This is a genomic window from Roseomonas sp. CECT 9278 (assembly GCF_918698155.1).
Lineage (GTDB): Bacteria > Pseudomonadota > Alphaproteobacteria > Acetobacterales > Acetobacteraceae > Neoroseomonas.
On record NZ_CAKKLX010000022.1, the window covers coordinates 15,466 to 35,928 of the forward strand.

Below are 20,463 nucleotides of genomic sequence, written 5' to 3' on the forward strand. Positions count from 1 at the left end.
TCAGAAGAGCGAGGCGGCCCGGGGGCGGTCTCTCCCCCGGCCTTTCCGTCGTCAGGAACGCTTGCCCATCGGCACGAAATCCCGCGCTGCCGGCCCAGTGTAGATCTGCCGCGGCCGCCCGATGCGCTGCGACGGGTCTTCGATCAGTTCCTTCCACTGGCTCACCCAGCCCACGGTGCGCGCCACCGCGAACAGTACGGTGAACATCGACGTCGGGATGCCCATCGCCTTCAGGATGATGCCCGAATAGAAGTCCACGTTCGGGTAGAGCTTGCGGCTGATGAAGTAGTCGTCGGTCAGCGCGATCCGCTCCATCTCGATCGCCATGTCGAGCAGCGGCTCGTCCTTGATGCCGAGCTCGGCGAGCACCTCGTGGCAGGTCTCCTTCATGATCTTCGCACGCGGATCGAAGTTCTTGTAGACCCGGTGGCCGAAGCCCATGAGCTTCGTGTGGGAGTTCTTGTCCTTCACCTCGCTGATGAACTGCGGGATGTTCTCCGGCGAGCCGATCTCGGCCAGCATCTTCAGCACCGCCTCGTTCGCGCCGCCATGCGCGGGGCCCCACAGCGCGGCGATGCCGGCGGCGATGCAGGCGAAGGGGTTGGCACCTGTCGAACCTGCCAGGCGCACCGTGGAAGTGGAGGCGTTCTGCTCGTGATCCGCATGCAGGATCAGGATGCGGTCCATCGCGCGGGCGAGGATCGGGTTGTTGACGTAGGGCTCGGCCGGAACGCCGTTCAGCATGTAAAGGAAGTTCTCCGCGTAGCCGAGGTCGTTGCGCGGATACATGAAGGGCTGGCCGATCGAGTACTTGTAGGCCCAGGCCGCGATGGTCGGCACCTTCGCGATCAGACGGAAGGCCGCGATCTCGCGCTGCCGCTCGTCATTGATGTCGAGGTTGTCGTGGTAGAAGGCGGCCATCGCGCCGACCACACCGCACATCACGGCCATCGGGTGCGCGTCGCGGCGGAAGCCCTCGAAGAAGCGGCGCAGCTGCTCGTGCAGCATGGTGTGGTAGGTGACGCCCTTGTGGAACTCGGCGTACTGGCCCGGGTTCGGCAGGTCGCCGTTCAGCAGCAGGTAGCAGACCTCGAGGAAGGACGAATTCTCGGCCAGCTGCTCGATCGGGTAGCCGCGATACAGCAGCACGCCCTCGTCGCCGTCGATATAGGTGATGGTGCTCTCGCAGGACGCGGTGGCGCCGTAGCCGGGATCGAAGGTGAAGATGCCAAGCTCACCGTACAGCTTGCGGATATCGGCCACCTTCGGGCCGAGCGTACCGCCCAGCAGCGGCAGCGAGACGCTTTTGTTGGAGCCCTCCATCGTGACGGTGATGGCGCCGGCGGCCTTGCTGCTCATGCGGGGATTTCCTCAGGTCATCCGGGAGCGGGGAACCTCCCGCCGTGGCCGGAATTGGTGCGCCGCAAGATAAGGCGCTGCCCGGCGGCTTGGCAAACCGTCACGTTGGAGCGCGCGGCGCCCGCAGCCTTCGCAGCATTGCCAGCGCAAAGGTTCGGCTTGTCGGGTGCCACGGGCAAGAAAACGCGGGCCTTCGGCGCCGCGGCGCCGGTCTCAGTTGCGCGCCCGCCAGGTCGGCGGCACGCCCGCGCCATTCGCCCATAGGCCCTGCGCGGTGCGCCGCGCCGCCGCCTCCTGGTTTCGCAGGGCGCTTGTGGTGGCGATCGCGTAGCCACCGACGACCAGCGCACGGTTCAGATCCGCCCCGGCGGCGTCGCACTGGCCCAGGCCGCGCCCGAACGCATCCTGGCCGACGATCCGGCACTCCACGGGGCGCCCGGCGACCAGGCGCGTCAGCGCTGCGGCCGAGGCACCGCCGCAATCAAAGGCCTCGCCGGAGGACGCCCTGCACGCTTCGCCGCGCGCCGGTGCGGCCACGCCGTCCAGCCGCACGATCCGTTCGCCAAGTCCGATCGTCTCGCCATCGACGATACGAATGGCGTTGGCATCGGCCCGCCAATTGCGGTCGGTGGGCGCCGACCCGAACAGGTTCGACGGCAGCGCAACGCCAAGCACGACAGGCGCCGCGATCGCAGCCGATAGCAGCAGCGCCGCCCCGCGAAAGCGGGGGCGGGCTCTACGACCCTTGAAGATTCGACGTCTCTCGATCACGCGCGGATCGTTAAACGGACCGCCAACGGCCTGCAACCGCCGGACGCGTCGAAAAACGACACGCCACCGCGACCGCAGCGTGGGCGGTGGTTAAGGAAATGCGTCTAATCGCCTGTCCAAAAACGATCCTTGCCGCTCAAACGGCGCCAGGCCGCCAATGCGTCATCGCGATGATCCGCGACCCGGGCCTCGCACCAGCCCTCGACGCTGCCCACGGCCCAGCTCCGGCCCGCGCCAGGGCCTGCCAGCGACCGCGCCAGGCCCCGCGCCACCGCTGCGTCATTGGCGATGCCAAGGCCGTCCTGGAGCCGTCCGACCCGACGCAGGAAGCGCCGTGCCCGCCGCTGGTCGAACAGCGGCGCGAAGACCTCGGCGGCGTAACGCAGGCGCTTGCCGTCCAATCTCAGTTCATGCAGTTGCTCAGCCGACAGCGTCTCGAAGGCGGCACCGGCGCGGCGCAGCCGCGACCAGCGACGGTCGAGCACCACACGTCCGAAGCTGCGGGCAGCCATGTCCAGGGCGTCGCACTGCTCGGCCGATGCCGCATCGCGCCAGGGGCGCGCCAGCAGCACCGCCAGCGCGTCGATCAGCAGCAGCCGCCAGCCCGGCCCGCCGATCATCGCGATGGCCGCATCATAGGCCGCGCTCCGCCGCGCCTCGGCAGCGCGCAACAGCGCCGCGACGCGCGTGTCCCCGGCGAAGGCCGTCCCGACGTGCCGCCCGATCCCGGCCAGGAACACATCCCAGTCACGCGCCGGGCCCAGGATGCCGACCACCTCCCGCAGGCGCGCGTCCAGGCTTCGCAGTTCCGGCGCGTCCGTGGCGTTGCGGAATACGCGCAGCACCGAACGCAGGCGGCGGAGCGCCACACGGCTCTGGTGCACCGGCTCGGGACCGGCGGCGTGACGGATGCGCGCGCCTTGTTGGTGCAGGACTTCCAGCAGGTGTCCGACGGCACGCAGGAAGGCGTCCTCGACGGTCGTCGCCGCCGCGGTGTCGGGCGGTCCCAGCCGATGCGGCCGCGCCGACGTCCCGGCCGCCATCGCCCGGGCTTCCTCAGCCAGGGTCACGAGCGGCGGCGTCATCGGCAGGTGTTCGGCGATTCCGGTCGCTGCGGCAATGACCGCCGACAACGGGCCGGACAGGCACAGGCGCGCGACCGCCTGCTCGGCCGCCACGCTGCGCAGCCGGCCGCTCAGCATCTCGACCATCGCGGTGCCGGCGGGCAGGGCCAGGGCAAAGGACTGGCGGCGGCCGGTGAAGGCGGCGACCGCGACGAGAGGCGCGCCCTCGGCCTGCGGCACCGCCTCGCCGGTATCGAAGGTGGCTTCGATCGCGGCAGGCTGGCCGGGATGCCAGACGCAGTGCGGCAGCGGCACCAGGCGCCGCAACCTGCGCTTGCCGCGGCGTGGCGCCTCCAGGATCAAGCCCTCGGCCGACAGCGCGCCGTCTGCCGTGTCCGACCAGATCGTCTCGGCCGCCATGCTGCGCGCGCGGCCGTCGCGGTGCGCCTGCACGAACGGCAGCCTTGCCAGGCGGCCGGCCGCCTCCGGCGTCAGCGCGAACTCCAGGACCACGACCTCCACTGCCGCCTCGGCAGGCGCGGCGGGCGGCGGTTGGGCGGTGTCGGCCGGGGGCTCGGCGATGGGCAGGCGGTTTGCCGTCGATGCAGCGGACATGGTCAGGCGGCCATTTCCGGCAGGTCGGCGGGCGCGACGAATCGCACCAGGCGCCCGCCCCCTTCGGCCAGGTCGTGCCAGGGCGTGGCGATTCCGAATTCGGCCAAGGCGCAGGTGGGGAAGCCCTCGGCCAGGCGCCGCGCCGCCGCCGCGGCGCTGCCCGTCATGCCGCCGGCACCGACCAGCGCCAGCGCCAGGTCCTGCAACCCCGGATTGTGACCGATCAGCATGACGCTGCGCGCCGTCTCCGGCGCCCGGCGCAGCATGTCCATCAGCCGCGGCCAGGGTGCGAGGTACAGGTCGTCCATCGGCTCGACCATCGGGCTGTCGGGGAAGGGTGCGAGGGCTTCCAGTGTCTGCAACGTGCGCCGTGCGGAGGAGACCAGCACCACGTCCGGCGCCAGCCCCAGATCCTGCATCGCCGCGGCCATGGCCTGCGCCGCGCGCCGCCCGCGCGCATTGAGCGGGCGCGCATGGTCCGGGAGCGAAGGATCGTCCCAGGATGATTTCGCATGGCGAAGAAGAAGGAGTTGGCGCATCGCGAGGCATCCTGCCATGGACCGCGCCGGCTGTCGCGGCCTGGACCGACCCTCGCGGTCCAGGTCGGCACCCCCATGTGCGATGGCCGTGATGACGGTCTGGAGGCAGCATGTCGGGACGAATCGTGGTGGTTGGCGCCACCGGCGCGGTGGGCGCGGCCTTGGCGCGACGCTGCGCCGCGCGCGGCGTGGGGCTGGTTCTGGTGGCGCGGGACCCCGTGCGGCTCGCGGCGCTGGCGGCGGACCTGCCGGGGAGCCTCGCGGTGCCCGCCGATGCGACCGATCCGGCCGCCCTGCGAGCGGCCATTGCCGCAGCGGGGCCAGCGATCGCGGGGCTTGCCTACTGCGCCGGGTCGATCGCGCTGAAGCCGCTGAAGCGCCTGACCGAGGCTGATTTCCTAGACGCTTTCCGGCTCAACGCCCTGGGCGCGGCGATGGCTGTCCAGGCAGCGCAGGAGGCGCTCGTTTCGGCGAAGGGGTCGGTGGTCCTTTTTTCGACCATTGCCGCGCGCGCCGGTTTCCCGAACCATGCGGCCATCGCCGCCGCCAAGGGGGCGGTCGAGGGGCTGACGGTGGCGCTCGCCGCCGAACTGGCGCCGGTGCGGGTCAACTGCATCGCCCCTTCGCTCATGCGCAGCGCCATGTCGGCGCCGCTGGTCGGGAATCCGCAGATGGCCGAGGCAATCGCGAAGCAGCACCCCCTGGCGCGACTGGGCGAGGGCGAGGACGCCGCGGCGCTCGCCGATTTCCTGCTGTCGGATGCCGCTGGCTGGATCACCGGCCAGGTCATGGCGGTGGATGGCGGCCGGTCGACGGTGCGGACGCGGGGCTGATGCACCGCCGCGCCGCCCTGCTGTTGCCCGGCGCGCTGGCACTGCCCGCCGCGGCGGCGGATGGCGACTACGCCTTCCGGGTGAAGCGGCGCGGCACCGTGGTGGGCACGCATGTGGTGCGCTTTGCGCGTCGCGGGCCTGAGATCGTCGCGACCTCGGACCTCGTGATCACACCGCGCGTGCTCGGGGTGGTCGTGTATCGCTACGAGCACCGCTACGAGGAAGTCACGTTGGGCGATCGCTTCCGCAGCGTGGCGTCGCGCCTCAATCGCAACGGCCGCATCGTCGAGGTGCGCGGCGAGGCGGTGCGCGGCGCCGTGGTGCTGGACGGCACCGAGGGGCCGCAGCGCCTGGCCGCCGACGCCGCGCCGCTGTCCTGGTGGCTGATGGCGCGGATGGGCGGGCGCGTGCCGCTGTTCGGCACCACCACCGGCCGGGCGATGACGCTTGCCTGGCAGGCGCGGCGGCTCCCTGGCGGCGGCAGCGAATTCGCCTGTGCCGGCGACGTCACCGCGACCGTCACCTTCGATGCCGGCGGCCGCTGGGTCGGCTTCGCCGCGCGCGGCGAGGACGGCACCGACATCGCCTACGAAGCAGGATGAGCGGCGGGATGACCGGCGGCACGCTGCGGGTGGTGCTGGGCGACCAGTGCTCCCGTGGGCTCTCCGCGCTCGATGGCCTCGATCCCGCGACCGACACGGTGCTGATGATGGAGGTGCAGGGCGAATGCACCTATGTCCCGCATCATCCGCAGAAGATTGTGCTGGTGCTGTCCGCGATGCGGCATTTCACGCGGGCCCTGGCGGCGCGCGGCGTGCGGGTCGACCATGTCCGGCTGGATGATCCGGCGAACACGCACAGCTTGGCGGGCGAGGTCACGCGCGCCGTCGCGCGGCACCGCCCGGCGCGCATCGTCGCGACCCATCCCGGCGAATGGCGCGTGCTGGCGGACATGCGGGGCTGGGAAGCCGCCACCGGCGTGCCGGTCGAGATCCGCGAGGATGACCGCTTCCTCTGCTCGCTGCCGCGCTTCCGCGCCTGGGCCGATGGGCGCAAGCAGTACCGCATGGAATTCTTCTACCGCGAGGTGCGCCGCGCGACCGGCCTGCTGATGGAGGGCGACGAGCCGGCCGGTGGCCAATGGAATTTCGATGCCGAGAACCGCGCGGCGCTTCCCAAGGGCGTGACGCCGCCACCGCCGCGCCGGTTCGCCCCCGATGCGCTCACGCGGGAGGTGATGGCACTGGTCGCCACCCGCTTCGGTTCCCATTTCGGCGACGTGGACGGCTTCGCCTGGCCGGTCACGGCGCGCGACGCGACGGCGGCGCTGGACGCCTTCATCGCCGATCGCCTGCCGCTGTTCGGCGACTACCAGGACGCCATGGCGGCGGGGCAACCCACCATGTTCCACGCGCTGGTCTCGACCAGCCTGAACATCGGCCTGCTCGATCCGATGGACGCCTGCCGCGCGGCGGAACGCGCCTGGCAGGAGGGCCGCGCCCCGCTCAACGCCGCCGAGGGGTTCATCCGCCAGATCCTGGGCTGGCGGGAGTATGTGCGCGGCATCTACTGGCACCTCATGCCCGGCTACGCGCAGGGCAATGCGCTCGACGCCCATCGCCCGCTGCCTGGCTTCTACTGGGGCGCGCCGACGACCATGCGCTGCGTGGAACAGACCGTCGCGCAGACCCGCGACCTCGCCTATGCGCACCACATCCAGCGCCTGATGGTGACCGGCAACTTCGCGCTGCTGGCCGGCCTCGATCCGGCCGAGGTCAATGCCTGGTACCTCGCCGTCTATGCCGATGCCTTCGACTGGGTGGAACTGCCCAACACGCAGGGCATGGCGATCCATGCCGATGGCGGGGTGATGGCGTCCAAGCCCTATGCGGCGTCCGGCGCGTACATCAACCGGATGTCGGATTATTGCGGCGGCTGCGCGCACGACGTGAAGCAGGCGACGGGACCGCGCGCCTGTCCGTTCAATTTCCTGTACTGGGACTTCATGGCCCGGCACGCCGACCGCTTCGCGAAGAACCCGCGCATGGCGATGCCGCTGCGGACATTGGCGAAGATGGACCCGAAGAAGGTCGCGGCGATGCGATCGGACGCGGCGCGCTTCCTCGCCACCCTCGACGCCTGAGCGCGCGCGCCGCATCTTCCGCCCTCCATGGACGCAGCGGAGGATCCCATGCCCCGGACGACCGAGATCGAGTGGATGAAGCTGACCGCCGCGGAGCTCAATGCCCGCGCGGCCGATGATGCCCTGGTGATCATCCCGGTCGCGTCGCTGGAACAGCACGGGCCACACCTCGCGACCGGCGTCGACATCGTCTGCGCCACCGCGGTCGCGCACCGCGTCGCGCGACGCATGCTGGAAGCCGGCCGGCCTGTCGTGGTGACGCCCTGCGTCTGGACCGGCCTGGCGGAGCACCACGTTCCCTTCGGCGGCACCGTCACGCTGGACTTCGACGCCTTCAAGGCCGTGCTGCGCGGCGTGGTGCGATCCGCCATGCGCGCCGGCTTCAAGCGCGTGATGCTGCTGAACGGCCATGGCGGCAATGCCGAGGCGGTGGCGGTGGTCGGCGTCGAATGCAGCAACGAGTTCGGCATCGCGATCGGCGCGGGCACCTATTGGCACCTGGCCGGCGACGCCTTCGCGCCGATCCTGGAACGCCAATCCACCGTGCAGCACGCCTGCGAGGCCGAAACCTCGATGATGATGGCCCTGATGCCCGAGGCGCTGCGCGCGGATCGCCTGGCCGAGGCGCACGGCCCGCATTCCACCCGCCCGGAAGGCGTGCCCGCCGCCCTGTTCCGCCGATGGTCCTTCCAGGACGTCACGCCCTCCGGCGTGGTCGGCGATGCGCGGGCGGCGAGTGCCGCGAAGGGCGAGGCGCTGCTCGCCGTCGCTGCCGAGCGCATCGCGGAGCAGTTGGGCAACGCGAAGATCTGGGGCTGAGGCGTCAGGCCAGGCACGGCTTGCTCATGGCTGCGTGGCCGTCACCGCGTCGGCCTGCCACCCATCGGCATCGGGCTGGTCGAAGGGCAGGTCGAGCCACGCCAGCGCGCCGCCCTTGCCGGCGCCGGTGTCGAGGAAGACCGCGCGGCCGCCGCGCGCATTCGCCATGGTCAGCGGGCGTCCGTCGCGCGATCGGTTGTCGTGCCCGACCAGCACTGTCAGCCCGGCCGGGATGCGATCCACCCATCCGACCAGGCGGATCGGAAAGCCATCGGGCCCGACCCTGCCCGTGACCTGGCCGAAGATGGCGCGCCCGACCAGGCCCTCCGGGCGTGCGGTCCCGGCATCGGGCGGCGGCGCGTGCTGCAGCATGGCGTCGTGGAAGGCGGCATGGACGAAGAACCAGCGGCCGATCCGCAGCCACGCCGGGGCGCCCCCGATCTCAGTGACCGCGCGCGCCGAAACCGCCGTGCCATCCGGCGCAGCGGCGAGCTGTTCCAGCGTGCGGCCAAGCCCCGCCTTCTCGACACGCACCGCGTCGCCGATCAGCGCGCGCCGCAGCTTGTGGTCGTGGTTGCCCAGCAGGAACAGGCCGCGACCGGCATCGATCAACGCAAAGACCGCGCGCAGCACGCCCGGATTGTCCGGCCCGTGGTCGGTGAGGTCGCCGAGCTGCACGACGAAAAGCCCCGCCGCCTCGGCGCCGGCGATCGCGGCATCGAAGCCGCGCGCATCGCCGTGCACGTCGCCCACCACGCGCAGGCCGCGGAAACCGGCGGCGCGGAGAGTCTCCAGCGTCGGGCTCACGCCGCCGCGTCGCCCTTGATGGCGGCAAAGGCCGCGAGGGCGCGCGCGCGGCCCGCGGCGAGGTCCACCAGCGGCGCCGGATACTGTCGCCCGAGCGTGATGCCGGCGCCGCGCAGCACGACATCGGGCGCTTCATGGACACGATGGATCCAGCGGTCGGGCAGCGCCGCCAGCTCCGGGCACCAGCGCCGCACATAGCGGCCGGACGGATCGAACTTCTCGCCCTGCAGCACGGGATTGAAGATGCGGAAATACGGCGCCGCATCGGCCCCGCAGCCCGCCACCCACTGCCAGGATGCCGCATTGGCCGCGAGGTCGGCATCGACCAGCGTGTCCCAGAACCAGGCCTCGCCGTCCTGCCAGGGTTGCAGCAGGTGCTTCACCAGGAAGGATGCGGTGATCATCCGCACCCGGTTGTGCATCCATCCGGTCTGCCAGAGCTGGCGCATCCCGGCATCGACGATCGGGTAGCCGGTGCGGCCGCGCTGCCACGCCCGCAGCACCGACGCATCCGGGCGCCAGGGGAAGGCGGCGAAATCGGCGCGCAGCGGGGCCTCGGGCATTTCCGGGCGATGCCACAGCAGGTGGTGGGAGAATTCGCGCCAGAGCATCTCCTTCTGGAAGGTCTCCAGGCCCTTCCCGCCCTTGGCCTTCGCCGCGTGCCAGACCTGGCGCGGCGAGACCTCCCCCAGGTGGAGGTGCGGCGACAGGCCGGAGGTGCCCCACGGCGCGCCGGGGTCGTTGCGGCGGTCGCCATACGCCGCCAGCCCGTGGTCGAGGAACGCGGCAAGGCGCGCCGCCGCACCGGCCTCCCCGGGCTGCCAATGGTCGCCAAAGCCGGCGGCCCAGTCGGGCACCGGCGGCTGCGGCAGCAGGTCCAGGGCATCGAGGCCGAGCCCCACCGGCGCGCCTGGCACCGCGACCAGCCGGCCTGGCGTCGGGAGCGGCGGCGGCAGCCCCTCGAGCGACGCGAAGACATTGCGCGAGAACGGCGTGTAGACGCCATACGGCGCGCCGGCCCCGGTGCGCACCTGGTGCGGTTCATGCAGCAGCGCGGTGCGGTGCAGCACCAGCCGGGCGCCGATCACCTCCAGCGCGGCATGGGTCTCGGCATCGCAGCGGCGGCCCGCGGGCTCGGTCCGTCGTCCGGCATGGACCTCGGTTGCCGCGACGCGCGTGGCGAGGTCAGGGATCAGCCGCCGCGGGTCGCCGCGCAGCACCACCAGCGGGGCGCCGAGCTGCGCGAGATCCTGCCCCAGCGCCGCCAGGCTGTGGTGCAGCCACCAGCGCGCGGCGCCGCCGGGCGCCCACGGGCCGTCCTCCAGGATGTAGACCGGCAGGATGCGCCGCTGCGCCACGGCATCGAGGGCGGGATGGTCGGTCAGGCGGAGATCCTGGCGGAACCAGAGAATCGCGGTATCGGACATGGGGCGAATGTAGGCCGACCAGCGCCGGCGTCACGGGGCCGGCGCCGGCGCCGGCGTCGCTGTGCGGCGGCGTGCGGGCCGCGCCATGTCCTGGCGGCGCGGCTCCTGGTGCGCGGCGCCGGGCTCGGTCATGGTGCCGCGCAGACGTCACACGGGGGAACACGATGCGCAGCCTGATCGCCGGCCTGGCCCTGCTGGTCGCCACAGTCGCGGCACAGGCGCAGCCGGCCTATCCCGACCGGCCGATCCGCATGGTCATCCCGTTTGCTCCCGGCGGCGCCGCGGACGTGGTCGGGCGCATCATGGCGCAAGGCATGGGCGAGGATCTCGGCCAGGCGGTGGTGGTCGAGAACCGCGGCGGCAGCGGCGGCGTCATCGGGTCGCAGGCCGTGCTGCAGGCGCCGGCCGATGGCTACACCATCGTGCTGCACACGCTCTCCTCCGGCGTGATGAATGCCGGGCTCTACGCCACCATGCCCTTCGACCTGCGGCGCGCCTTCGCCCCGGTGGGGCTGGTCGGCACGGTGCCGAACATCATCGTGGTGAACCCGCGCGTGCGCGCGCAGACCTTGCAGGAGCTGGTGGCGCTGGTGCGCGCCAATCCGGGGCGGATCACCTATGCCAGCTCCGGCCCGGGCACCATCGTCCACCTGTCGGGGCAGATGCTCGCGAACATCATCGGCGCAGAGATGGTCCACGTGCCCTATCGCGGCTCGGGGCCGGCGCTGGCGGACCTGATGGCCGGCACGGTGGACGTCATGGTCGATACGCTGCCGCCCTATGTCGCTTTGGTGCGCGAAGGGCGCGTGCGGGCGCTGGCGATGGCCACGCGCACCCGCTCCGCCGCCCTGCCCGATGTGCCTACCGCCGAGCAGGCCGGCCTGCCGGGCTACGAGACGTACAACTGGCACGCGGTGTTCGTTGCGACGGGCACGCCGGCACCGATCGTCGCGCGACTGGAACGCGCCCTGCGCAACGCCGTTGCCGCGCCGGCGACGCGGTCCCGCCTGGTCGACCTCGGCGTCGACCCGATCGGCGCCGGCGCCGCCGAGCTTGAGCGCTTCTGGGATGAGCAATTCGGCATCTGGATCCCGATCATCCGCGCTTCCGGGGCCACGGCGAACTGACGGTGCGCCGCCGCGCGGTTCCTCCGGCGTGCGGCGCGGCCTGCGCCTGTGTGCGTCCCGCGGGCGGTCCCATGGGGCGTGCCGTGGAACTCCAGCTGCGGTGCCGCGCGCGCCTTGTACCGGTCGGGGCGGTCGGCTTCGACGCGGTCGAGGCGCCGGCGGGCCGGAACTGCCCGGCAGGCACGCGCCGACCGGCCGCGGCAGCATCCCGGGGCAGCCGTGCGCCGTGCCCTGCGCCGCCCGCCGCCCGGCGCGCGCCTGCATCGCCAACGTCTGCGCCTGCATCACGAATACCCTGCCGCCGAACGGCCCGCGCGCTGCCAGCCAGCCTGCCATGCGCCGTGGGCGTAGCCGTCGGGCCCGGTTTCTTCTTGATCCAGCGCAAGCATGCGTCGACACTGACCAAGCTGGCTCGAAGGGCCGGAGGGAGACCGCGGCCGAACCGGCTGCAATCGCAGGTGAAGGCGTAACATGCATCCGCTTGACGCCGCGCGCGCCCTGATGGACGGCCTCGGTGCCGACGCCAATGTCTGCGCGAAGTGCGGTTCCCGCTCGATGGGCCTGTGTGCACCACTCGATGCGGCGGCGCTCGACGACATGTCGGGCGAAAGCGAACGCATCGACTTCGAACAGCGCGACGCCATCTTCCGCCAGGGCGATTCGGCTCGGCATGTCTATACGCTGACGGAAGGGATGGCGCGGCTGACCCGCGTGCTGCCCGATGGCCGCCAGGCGGTGATCGGCTTCCGCTTCGCCGGCGACATCCTGGGCTTCACGCCCGAGGAGGAGCACGCCTTCGGCGCCGAGATGCTGACCCGCGGCACTGTCTGCCGGCTGGACCGGCGGCGGCTCGAGAAGATGTTCCGGCGCTACCCGGTGATGGAACGGCGCTTCCTCGACCTTTGCGTGAAGGAACTCTCGACCAGCCAGGACCACATCCTCGCGCTCGGCCGCTTCAGCGCCGAGGAACGCGTGGCCGCCTTCCTGGTCTCGCTGGTCGAGGCACAGCAACGCCGGGGCCAGGCCGGCCCGGTCTTCGACCTGCCGGCGACACGCGCCGATATCGGCGAATTCCTCGGCCTCACGCTCGAGACGGTCAGCCGCGCCGTTTCCGCCTTCCGCAAGCGTGGCTGGATCCGACTGCACGGGCATTCCGGCATCGAACTCACCGACCGCGAGGCCCTGGGCAGCCTGGCCGCCGGCGAGGGCGCCGACGCGGCATAGGCGGGGCGCCACGCGGCTGCCCGCCGCGCGCATGGCGGCGATGCGTTCCGCTGCATGGCGCCCCCCCGGTTCGGCGTAGTCTTGCGCGCCCATGATTCCCCTGCCGAGTCCCCAGCAGTTGCGCTACCTGGTCGCGCTTGCCGAACACAGCCATTTCGGCCGTGCCGCGGCGGCGTGCGCGGTGACCCAGTCGACCCTTTCCTCGGGCATCCTGGCGCTCGAGCGCCAGATCGATGCGCCACTGCTGGAGCGAACGGGTGGCAAGCGACCGGTCTTCACGCCGCTTGGGCGCGACCTGGTCGGGCGTGCCCGGATGGCGCTCGCCTCGCTGACCGCCTTCGTGGAGACGGTCGATGCCGCGCGGGAGCCGCTGACCGGTTCGTTGCGGCTTGGCATCATCCCGACCATTGCGCCGTTCCTGCTGCCGCGGCTGATGCCACGCCTGCGCGCGGCCTATCCCCGCCTGCATCTGTGGCTGCGGGAGGACCTGACCGACGCCTTGCGGAGTGGCCTGGAGACCGGGCGGCTCGACCTGCTGCTGGTCACACTGCCGAGCGATTGCGGCGACGCCGAGACCCTGAGCATCGGCGAGGACCCGCTGTCGATCGCCTGCGCCCCGGGCCATCGCCTGGCGCAGGGCGACGCGATCGCGCCGGCGGCGCTCGCCGGCGAGAGGCTGCTGCTGCTGGAACAGGGCCATTGCCTGCGTGACCAGGCGCTGGCCGCCTGCGGACTGCCGGCGGCGCCGCTGTCGGAGGAATTCGGCGCCACGTCCCTGCACACGCTGGTGCAGATGGCGGCCGGCGGCCTGGGCGTGACCATCCTGCCGCGCCTTGCCCTCGCCGGCGGCGTCGCAATGGGCGCCGAGGTCGCGGTGCGGCCGCTGGCCGGCGGCGCCGCGCGGCGGATCGGGCTGGCCTGGCGCGCGCGCAGCCCGCGTGCGGCGGAGTTCCACGCCCTGGCCCCTTCCATTGCCGCGGCGCTCGCTGACCTGTAGCAACGCGGTCGTGCGGAGGGAGCCGGCGGATGGCGCAGTTCGACCTTGGCGGTGTGCTGGGCGCGGTCCTGGGCGGCGGCGGGCCAGCCCGTGGGACGCGCCGGCGGCCGGCGGCGCGGGGCGGGCAGGATCTTGGCCGTGCCCTGGCGATGCTGGCCGGTGTCGCGATCGAGGCGATGTCCAAGTCCCAGCAGCAGCCCGCACCCTCGCCGCCGCCGCCGCCCATGCCCGCGAAATCACGACCCGCGAACGCCCCGGGCAAGCCGGCGGCGCTGCCGGGGGGCACGAAATCCGCCCGCGGCAGCGTGCCCGTTGCGGGGCGCGATCCCTGGGGCGGCGCGGCCTCCGGCAAGCCGGCGCCGGGCGACACCTGGGCGCCGGTGCCCGGCATGCCCGCGCCGCCGCCGATCTCGGCCGAGGATCGCGAGGGCCTGCTGATGCTTCGCGCCATGATCGCCGCGGCCAAGGCGGATGGCCATGTCGATTCCGACGAGCGCGGGCGCATCGCCGACCAGCTGGATGCCGCCGGTCTGGGCCAGGCGGCGCGCGACGCCGTGCTGGCGGAATTCGACCGCACGGTTGCCCCCGAGGCGCTGGCGCGCGAGGCGCAGGATCCGATGCTGGCCGCGCAGGTCTATGCCGCCGCGGTGGCCGGTGCCGCCTCGGTCGAAGGGGCGGAACGCGCCTGGCTGGATGGCTTCGCCAAGGCGCTGCGGCTCGACCGCGCCGCGGCCGAGGCCATCGAACGTCGCATTCGGGGAGGCTGACACCATGGATGGATTGACCGACGCCGAGGCCCGGCTGCGCGACCGGGCCCGCGAGCTCGCCCGCGCGGCCGCCGACCAGGCCGCCGCCACCGACCGCGCCGAGCAATACCCCTGGCCGATGGTCGCGCGCATGACCGAGGCCGGCTTCATGGGCCTGACCATCCCGCGCGAATGGGGCGGGCCCGGCCTGTCCTATTTCGACGCGGTGCTGGTGATCGAGGAATTCGCCAAGGCCTGCGCCGTGTGCGGGCGGATCGCGGTGGAAGCGAACATGGGCGCGGTCGGCGCCATCATGGCCTATGGCACGCCGGCCCAGAAGCGCATCGCGGCCGAACTGGTGCTGGCCGGCGACAAGCCCGCCATCCTGATCACCGAGCCTGAGGCCGGCTCCGCCGCCACCGACATGCGCACCCGCGCCGTGCGCCACGGCGACGACTGGGTGATCGAGGGCGACAAGACCTGGATCACCGGCGGCGGCGTCTCCCGCCTGCATCTGGTCTTCGCGCGCGCCTTCGAGGGCGGCGAGGAGAAGGGCATCGGCGGCTTCATCGTGGCCCGCACCGGGGAGGGCATGCCCGATGGCATGACCGCCGAGCGCATCCCGTCCATGGGCCTGCGCGGCATGCCGGAGGCCAATATCGCCATGCGCGGCCTGGTGGTGCCGGATGCCATGGTGTTGCGCCCGCCCGGCGGCTGGGCGCGCGGCTTCGGGCGGCTGATGGACGCCTATAACGGCCAGCGCGTGGGCGCGGCGACGGTGGCGCTTGGCCTGGCGGCGGGTGCCTATGACCACGCGCTGGACCGTGCCCAGGCGCGCCGGCAGTTCGGCCGGCCGATCGCCGAGTTCCAGGGCCTCGCCTGGATGCTGGCGGACATGTCGATCGAGCTCGAGGCCTCGCGCGCGCTGGTCTGGCGCGCGGCACGCTCGGCCGGGCCGAACGGCTTCCCGGACCGGCTGGCGGCGGCGCAGGCCAAGGTGATGGCGGCCGACATGGCGATCCGCGTGACCAACCAGGCGCTGCAGGTCTGGGGCGCGGCGGGGTATTCGCGCGACAACCCGATGGAACGCTACGTGCGCGACGCAAGGATGTTCGCCATCGCCGGCGGCACGGCGCAGGTGCTGCGGACGCAGGTGGCGGAACAGATCCTGGGCCGCAAGCTGCCGCAGACGCGCGACGGCTTCGCGCGCATCGCGGCCGAGGAGAGCGCCGCGCGCCGCACCGCCGCGGAGTGACGGGCGCGCGCCGGCCGATCTGCCGCGGGCGGGCCGTGGCGCCCGTCGGCCGCCGTCAGCCCAGCGGCCCGGTGCGGAACAGCGTCACGCGCAGCCCGCCATGCGGCACCGGTGGCCCGGGCGTGAGGAAGGGCAGGGCCGTCGCGTGCGCCAGCTTCGCCTCCTGCGCCACCAGGCCCACGCGCCAGCCGGCGAAGCGTGTCGTCAGAACCTGGCCGAGCGTCCGATACAGCGGTTCCAGTCTGGCGCCCTCGCCGAGTCGCGCGCCGAAGGGCGGGTTCATGATGACCAGCCCGGGCGGTCCCTCGGGCGGCTGCAGCGCGCTGATCGCGCCCTGCCTGAATTCTGTGCTCGCGCCTACGCCGGCGCGTTCGGCATTGGCCTGGCTCATGGCGATCGCGCCCGCATCGCGGTCGCGGCCGTGGCACAGGATGTCCTGTCCGGGCGCGCGCGTGACCGCGCGCATGCGGCCCCAGGCCTCGGCGTCGAAGGTCGCCAGCTGTTCGAAGGCGAAGGCGCGGGCGCGGCCGGGATTGAGCCGTGCGGCGATCTCGGCGGCCTCGATCACGAAGGTGCCGGACCCGCACATGGGGTCGAGCATCGGCTCGGTGCCCTCGTACCCGCATTGGCGCAGGAACAGTGCGGCCATGGTCTCGCGCAGCGGGGCGGCGTTCACCGCCTGCTTGTAGCCGCGCTTGTGCAGCGGTTCGCCCGACGTATCGATGCTGAGGGTGCAGAGATCCTTCTCGACGCGCGCCATCACCACCACCGCGGCATCGGACGATTCCGGCGCGCCGGTCGCGTCGCGGATGGCGGTGGCGACGCGCTGCGCCACCGCGCCGCTATGGTACAGGCGCGATCCGGCGCAGGACGCCTCGACCCGGAACGGCACGTTGCGACGCAGGACATCCGTCCAGGGGACACGATGGGCCAGCGTGTCGAGCTGCGCCATGTGCACCACGCGGAAGGCCGCGATGCGCGCCAGCACGCTGCCCGCGCCGCGCAGCCACAGGTTGGCGCGCCAGACCTCGGGCCAGCCCCCCCGCGTGACCACCCCGCCAGACGTCACCGTCGGGCGCTTGAAGCCCTTCAACCGCACTTCCTCGGCCAGCACGGGCTCCAGCCCGGGCACGGTCGACAGGAAGATCTCGAAGTCGCTGGCGCTGGTCATCGCATCCGGTTCGGAGCAGGGGGGGCGGCCTTGGGGCCTCGGGCGCGGCGTGGTTCGGCGCCGGCATCCACGCCGCCGCCGCCCTATACCGGCGCGCGCGACCGAGGGCCATGGCGCTGCCGTGCGCGCCCCGCCAGGCCTGGCGCGACGCGCCCTCCGCGGACGGTTGACTTGCCCGCCGCCCCCCCCTAGAAGCGCGCCTCCAAGAGGTTGGCCATGAAGATCCGCAATTCCCTGAAGACCGCCAAGACCCGCGACAAGAACTGCGTCCTGGTGCGCCGGCGTGGTCGTGTCTACGTGATCAACAAGAAGAACCCGCGCCTGAAGGCCCGCCAGGGCTGAGGCGTCGGCAGCCGCACGCGCGACTGCCTTGAGGGGGGCTTCGGCCCCCCTTCGCGTTCCCGGGTGCCGATGTCGGTCTATTTCCCCGTCGCGCCGCCTGGCTGCATGACCTCTGTGCCGATGCCACCGCCCTGGCCCTGGGTCCAGGTGCCCAGCAGCCGACCATCGGCCTGCACCGCATAGGCCGCGACCCCGGTCTGCCCGCCCATCGTGTAGCCGACCACCAGCAGCGGGCCCTGCGGTATCAGGATGCCAACGCCCGACGCCGTGTCGTTGCCGACGCGCCAGGTGACGCGCCAGGTGTTTTGCCCCAGTGGCGCGAGGGTGGCGGTTCCTTCGTAGCGCGACCCATCGGCGCTCTGCCCCTCCACGCCGTAGGTCCCGGCGCGCTGCGCCAGGGCCGGCGCAGCGAGGCCGGTCACGAACGCCGTTGCCAGCAGGAAGTGTCGCATCGCTCGATCCTCCGGGGGGGGGGCCGGATGCGGCGCCCCGGCGGATGCTGCGCCGGTCGTCTCCCGTGCGCAACGGCCGTTCCCGCTTGCCGCTGCGCCCCGTCATGCGCATCTTCCGACTGCAACGAGGAAGCCCGCCGTGATCGCGCAACCCGCCCCGAAGCCCGAGATCCTCGCCCGCCGCGAGGAGATCCTTGCCGCGCTGAGCGCCCTGGTGCCCGGCGACGGCGTGATCGGCGACGAAACCCGCCTGAAGCCCTACGAGACCGACGGCCTGGCTGCGTACCGCCAGGTGCCGCTCGCGGTCGTGCTGCCACGCACCACGGAACAGGTTGCCGCCGTGCTGCGCTATTGCCACCAGACCGGCCTGCGCGTGGTGCCGCGCGGCGCCGGGACGTCGCTGTCCGGCGGCGCGCTGCCGCTCGCGGATGCCGTGGTCATCGGCCTGATGCGCATGAACCGCATCCTCGATATCGACCTCGATGACCGCTTCGCCGTGGTGGAGGCGGGGGTCACCAATATCGGCATCACCAAGGCCGTCGAGGGCGATGGCTTTTTCTATGCGCCCGACCCGTCGTCGCAGTTGGCCTGCATGATCGGCGGCAACGTGATGATGAATTCGGGCGGCGCGCATTGCCTGAAATACGGCGTCACCGCGAACAACCTGCTCGGCCTGAAGTTCGTCACGATCGAAGGCGAGGTGATCGACATCGGCGGCGCGCACCTCGATGCCGCCGGCTATGACTGGCTCGGGCTGATCACCGGGTCCGAAGGCCAGCTCGGCATCGTCACGGAAGTGACCGTGCGCATCCTGCGCGGGCCGGAGGGCGCGCGCGCCATGCTCGCCGCCTTCAAGGGCACCGAGATCGCCGGTGCCGCGGTCGATGCCATCATCGGGTCGGGCATCATCCCCGTGGCGCTCGAGTTCATGGACAAGCCCTGCATCCACGCCTGCGAGGCCTTCGCCCATGCAGGCTACCCTCTCGATGCCGAGGCGATGCTGATCATCGAGGTCGAGGGCAGCACCGCCGAGCAGGAAGACCTGCTGAACCGCATCAAGGCGATCTGCGAGCGCTTCGACCCGATCAGCCTGAAGGTCGCCGAGTCGGCGGAGCAGTCGCTGGCGATCTGGAAGGGCCGCAAGGGCGCCTTCGGCGCGGTGGGGCGCATCAGCCCGGACTACCTGTGCATGGACGGCACCATCCCGACCTCCGAACTGCCCTTCGTGCTGAAGCGCATCGGCGAGATGAGTACGCAATTCGACCTCAAGGTCGCGAACGTGTTCCACGCCGGTGACGGCAACCTGCATCCGCTCATCATGTTCGATGCCAACGACCCCGACAGCTTCCGCCGTGCCGAGGCCTTCGGCGCCGCCATCCTGACGCTCTGCGTGGAGGTGGGCGGCTGCCTGACCGGCGAGCATGGCGTCGGTGTCGAGAAGCGCGACCTGATGAGCGTGCAGTTCACCGCGCGCGAGCTCGACCAGCAGCGCGCGCTCAAGACGGCCTTCGACCCGCAATGGCTGCTGAACCCGTCCAAGGTGTTTCCGCTGGACGGCGCGCCCCTGGCGATGGCGGCCGAATGACCGACGCGCTGGGACCCGCCGACGAAGCCGGGGTCGCCGCGGTCGTCGCCGCCGCCCATGCGGCGCGCGAACCGCTCGCGATCGAAGGCAATGGCACGAAGCGCGGGGTGCTGCGGCCGGTCCAGGCGGCGCGCACGCTCTCGGTGCGCAACCTGTCGGGCATCACGCTCTATCGCCCGTCCGAGCTCGTGCTGTCGGCGCGCGCCGGCACGCCGATCCCCGAGATCGAGGCGGCGCTGGCCGAACGGGGCCAGCACCTCATCGCCGAGCCACCCGACCTGCGCGCGCTGCTCGGCGGCGACGATCCGGCCACGCTGGGCGGGACGGTCGCGGCCAACCTTTCGGGCCCGCGGCGCATCGCCTGGGGTGCGATGCGCGACCATGTGCTGGGCGTGCGCTTCGTGAACGGGGCGGGCGAGGTGCTGCGCTCCGGCGGGCGCGTGCTGAAGAACGTCACCGGGCTTGATCTGTGCAAGCTGCTGGCGGGGTCCTACGGCACGCTCGGCGTGCTGACCGAGGTCACCCTCAAGGTGCTGCCGGCACCCGAGGCCACCGCGACCCTGCTGCTCCGCGTGCCGGACCTCGATGCCGGCGTGCGCGCGCTGTCGGCCGGTCTCGGCAGCCCCTTTGGCGTGAGCGGCGCGGCGCTGCTGCCCGGCACGCCGGACCTGGCCGCCTTGCGGCTGGAGGATTTCGCCGCCTCGGTGGCGTATCGGATTGGCCGGCTGCGGGATGATCTCGCGGGTTTCGGCGATGCCTCCATCATCGAGGGGGAGGCGAGCCGCGCCTTCTGGCGCGAGATCCGCGACGCGGCGCCGCTGGCCGCGCAGCCGCAGGAGGCGGTGTGGCGCCTCTCGGTGCGACCTTCCGCCGGGCCGGCGGTGGCACGCGTCGCGCAGGCGCTGGGCGGGCGGGCGCTGCTCGACTGGGGCGGTGGGCTGGCCTGGGTGGCGGCGCCGGCCGATGCTGCGACGCATGATGCGCTGGCGGCCGCGGCGGGCGCGACCGGCGGCACTTGCACACTGTTCCGCGCGCCCGAGGCGCTGCGCCTGGCCGTCGCCGTGCTGCCCGCCGAACCGGCCCCGCTGGCGGCGATCGGCGCGCGCGTGAAGGCGGCGCTCGACCCGGCGGGCATCCTCAATCCCGGGCGGATGCGGGCGGGCCTGTAAACTCGGGTTGAAGCGCCC

20 protein-coding genes are annotated in these 20,463 nt (G+C 72.3%); 12 read left to right on the top strand and 8 right to left on the bottom strand.

What is annotated here, in order from left to right; genetic code table 11:
* Positions 1-51 precede the first annotated feature (51 nt).
* From gltA to LQ222_RS15075, 4 genes are all read right to left on the bottom strand, one after another.
* On the bottom strand, positions 52-1,359 hold the full coding sequence (gene gltA, locus LQ222_RS15060) for a citrate synthase (RefSeq protein ID WP_230167648.1): 1,308 nt from the start codon (positions 1,357-1,359) through the stop codon (positions 52-54).
* Positions 1,360-1,572: 213 nt separating this feature from the next.
* A complete protein-coding gene (locus tag LQ222_RS15065; RefSeq protein WP_230167649.1) occupies positions 1,573-2,166 on the bottom strand; it encodes a thermonuclease family protein in 594 nt (197 codons plus the stop codon).
* 68 nt (positions 2,167-2,234) lie between these two features.
* Entirely contained in the window at positions 2,235-3,809 is a 1,575-nt protein-coding gene (locus LQ222_RS15070; protein ID WP_230167650.1) for a CHAD domain-containing protein, read from the bottom strand.
* Between the two features lie 2 nt (positions 3,810-3,811).
* Entirely contained in the window at positions 3,812-4,348 is a 537-nt protein-coding gene (locus LQ222_RS15075) for a histidine phosphatase family protein (protein ID WP_230167651.1), read from the bottom strand.
* A 110-nt stretch (positions 4,349-4,458) separates the two neighbouring features.
* Between LQ222_RS15075 and LQ222_RS15080 the strand changes: the two genes are divergently transcribed.
* The 4 genes from LQ222_RS15080 to LQ222_RS15095 are packed head-to-tail and all read left to right on the top strand — an operon-like array spanning position 4,459 to position 8,143.
* The gene (locus tag LQ222_RS15080; protein ID WP_230167652.1) at positions 4,459-5,181 is read left to right on the top strand and encodes an SDR family NAD(P)-dependent oxidoreductase; all 723 of its coding nucleotides are present in this window, start codon (positions 4,459-4,461) and stop codon (positions 5,179-5,181) included.
* A complete protein-coding gene (locus LQ222_RS15085) occupies positions 5,181-5,783 on the top strand; it encodes a DUF6134 family protein (RefSeq protein ID WP_230167653.1) in 603 nt (200 codons plus the stop codon). The genes LQ222_RS15080 and LQ222_RS15085 overlap by 1 nt, the downstream gene beginning before the upstream one ends.
* Before the next feature lie 8 nt (positions 5,784-5,791).
* Entirely contained in the window at positions 5,792-7,324 is a 1,533-nt protein-coding gene (locus tag LQ222_RS15090; RefSeq protein ID WP_230167654.1) for a cryptochrome/photolyase family protein, read from the top strand.
* 48 nt (positions 7,325-7,372) lie between these two features.
* On the top strand, positions 7,373-8,143 hold the full coding sequence (locus tag LQ222_RS15095) for a creatininase family protein (RefSeq protein WP_230167655.1): 771 nt from the start codon (positions 7,373-7,375) through the stop codon (positions 8,141-8,143).
* Positions 8,144-8,167: 24 nt separating this feature from the next.
* Here the strand turns inward: LQ222_RS15095 and LQ222_RS15100 are convergent, their stop codons facing one another.
* Both LQ222_RS15100 and LQ222_RS15105 read right to left on the bottom strand, forming a co-directional pair.
* Positions 8,168-8,950, bottom strand: coding sequence for a metallophosphoesterase (locus LQ222_RS15100; RefSeq protein ID WP_230167656.1), 783 nt, complete (start codon positions 8,948-8,950; stop codon positions 8,168-8,170).
* Entirely contained in the window at positions 8,947-10,377 is a 1,431-nt protein-coding gene (locus tag LQ222_RS15105) for a deoxyribodipyrimidine photo-lyase (protein ID WP_230167657.1), read from the bottom strand. The genes LQ222_RS15100 and LQ222_RS15105 overlap by 4 nt, the downstream gene beginning before the upstream one ends.
* Positions 10,378-10,541: 164 nt before the next feature.
* Between LQ222_RS15105 and LQ222_RS15110 the strand changes: the two genes are divergently transcribed.
* The 5 genes from LQ222_RS15110 (at position 10,542) to acdA (ending at position 15,726) form a co-directional block, all read left to right on the top strand.
* The gene (locus tag LQ222_RS15110; protein WP_230167658.1) at positions 10,542-11,504 is read left to right on the top strand and encodes a tripartite tricarboxylate transporter substrate binding protein; all 963 of its coding nucleotides are present in this window, start codon (positions 10,542-10,544) and stop codon (positions 11,502-11,504) included.
* A 471-nt stretch (positions 11,505-11,975) separates the two neighbouring features.
* Positions 11,976-12,728, top strand: coding sequence for a Crp/Fnr family transcriptional regulator (locus tag LQ222_RS15115; RefSeq protein WP_230167659.1), 753 nt, complete (start codon positions 11,976-11,978; stop codon positions 12,726-12,728).
* A 91-nt stretch (positions 12,729-12,819) separates the two neighbouring features.
* On the top strand, positions 12,820-13,725 hold the full coding sequence (locus LQ222_RS15120; RefSeq protein WP_230167660.1) for a hydrogen peroxide-inducible genes activator: 906 nt from the start codon (positions 12,820-12,822) through the stop codon (positions 13,723-13,725).
* Between the two features lie 29 nt (positions 13,726-13,754).
* Positions 13,755-14,492, top strand: a complete 738-nt coding sequence (locus LQ222_RS15125; protein ID WP_230167661.1) for a DUF533 domain-containing protein — start codon at positions 13,755-13,757, stop codon at positions 14,490-14,492.
* Between the two features lie 4 nt (positions 14,493-14,496).
* Positions 14,497-15,726 carry a 3-sulfinopropanoyl-CoA desulfinase gene (acdA, locus tag LQ222_RS15130; RefSeq protein ID WP_230167662.1) on the top strand — a complete coding sequence of 410 codons (1,230 nt, stop codon included), beginning with the start codon at positions 14,497-14,499 and terminating at the stop codon, positions 15,724-15,726.
* A 55-nt stretch (positions 15,727-15,781) separates the two neighbouring features.
* On the opposite strand, the gene LQ222_RS15135 is transcribed toward acdA, so the two are convergent.
* On the bottom strand, positions 15,782-16,897 hold the full coding sequence (locus tag LQ222_RS15135; RefSeq protein WP_230167663.1) for a class I SAM-dependent RNA methyltransferase: 1,116 nt from the start codon (positions 16,895-16,897) through the stop codon (positions 15,782-15,784).
* Between the two features lie 216 nt (positions 16,898-17,113).
* Between LQ222_RS15135 and ykgO the strand changes: the two genes are divergently transcribed.
* Positions 17,114-17,239, top strand: coding sequence for a type B 50S ribosomal protein L36 (ykgO, locus tag LQ222_RS15140; RefSeq protein WP_137125466.1), 126 nt, complete (start codon positions 17,114-17,116; stop codon positions 17,237-17,239).
* A gap of 77 nt (positions 17,240-17,316) precedes the next feature.
* Here ykgO and LQ222_RS15145 read toward each other — a convergent pair whose 3' ends face one another.
* Complete coding sequence (locus LQ222_RS15145; RefSeq protein ID WP_230167664.1) at positions 17,317-17,691, bottom strand: hypothetical protein; 375 nt, start codon at positions 17,689-17,691, stop codon at positions 17,317-17,319.
* Between the two features lie 139 nt (positions 17,692-17,830).
* On the opposite strand from LQ222_RS15145, the gene LQ222_RS15150 reads away from it, so the two are divergent.
* A complete protein-coding gene (locus LQ222_RS15150) occupies positions 17,831-19,276 on the top strand; it encodes an FAD-linked oxidase C-terminal domain-containing protein (protein WP_230167665.1) in 1,446 nt (481 codons plus the stop codon).
* On the top strand, positions 19,273-20,445 hold the full coding sequence (gene glcE / locus LQ222_RS15155) for a glycolate oxidase subunit GlcE (RefSeq protein ID WP_230167666.1): 1,173 nt from the start codon (positions 19,273-19,275) through the stop codon (positions 20,443-20,445). Before LQ222_RS15150 ends, glcE begins: the two co-directional genes overlap by 4 nt.
* Positions 20,446-20,463: the final 18 nt, after the last annotated feature.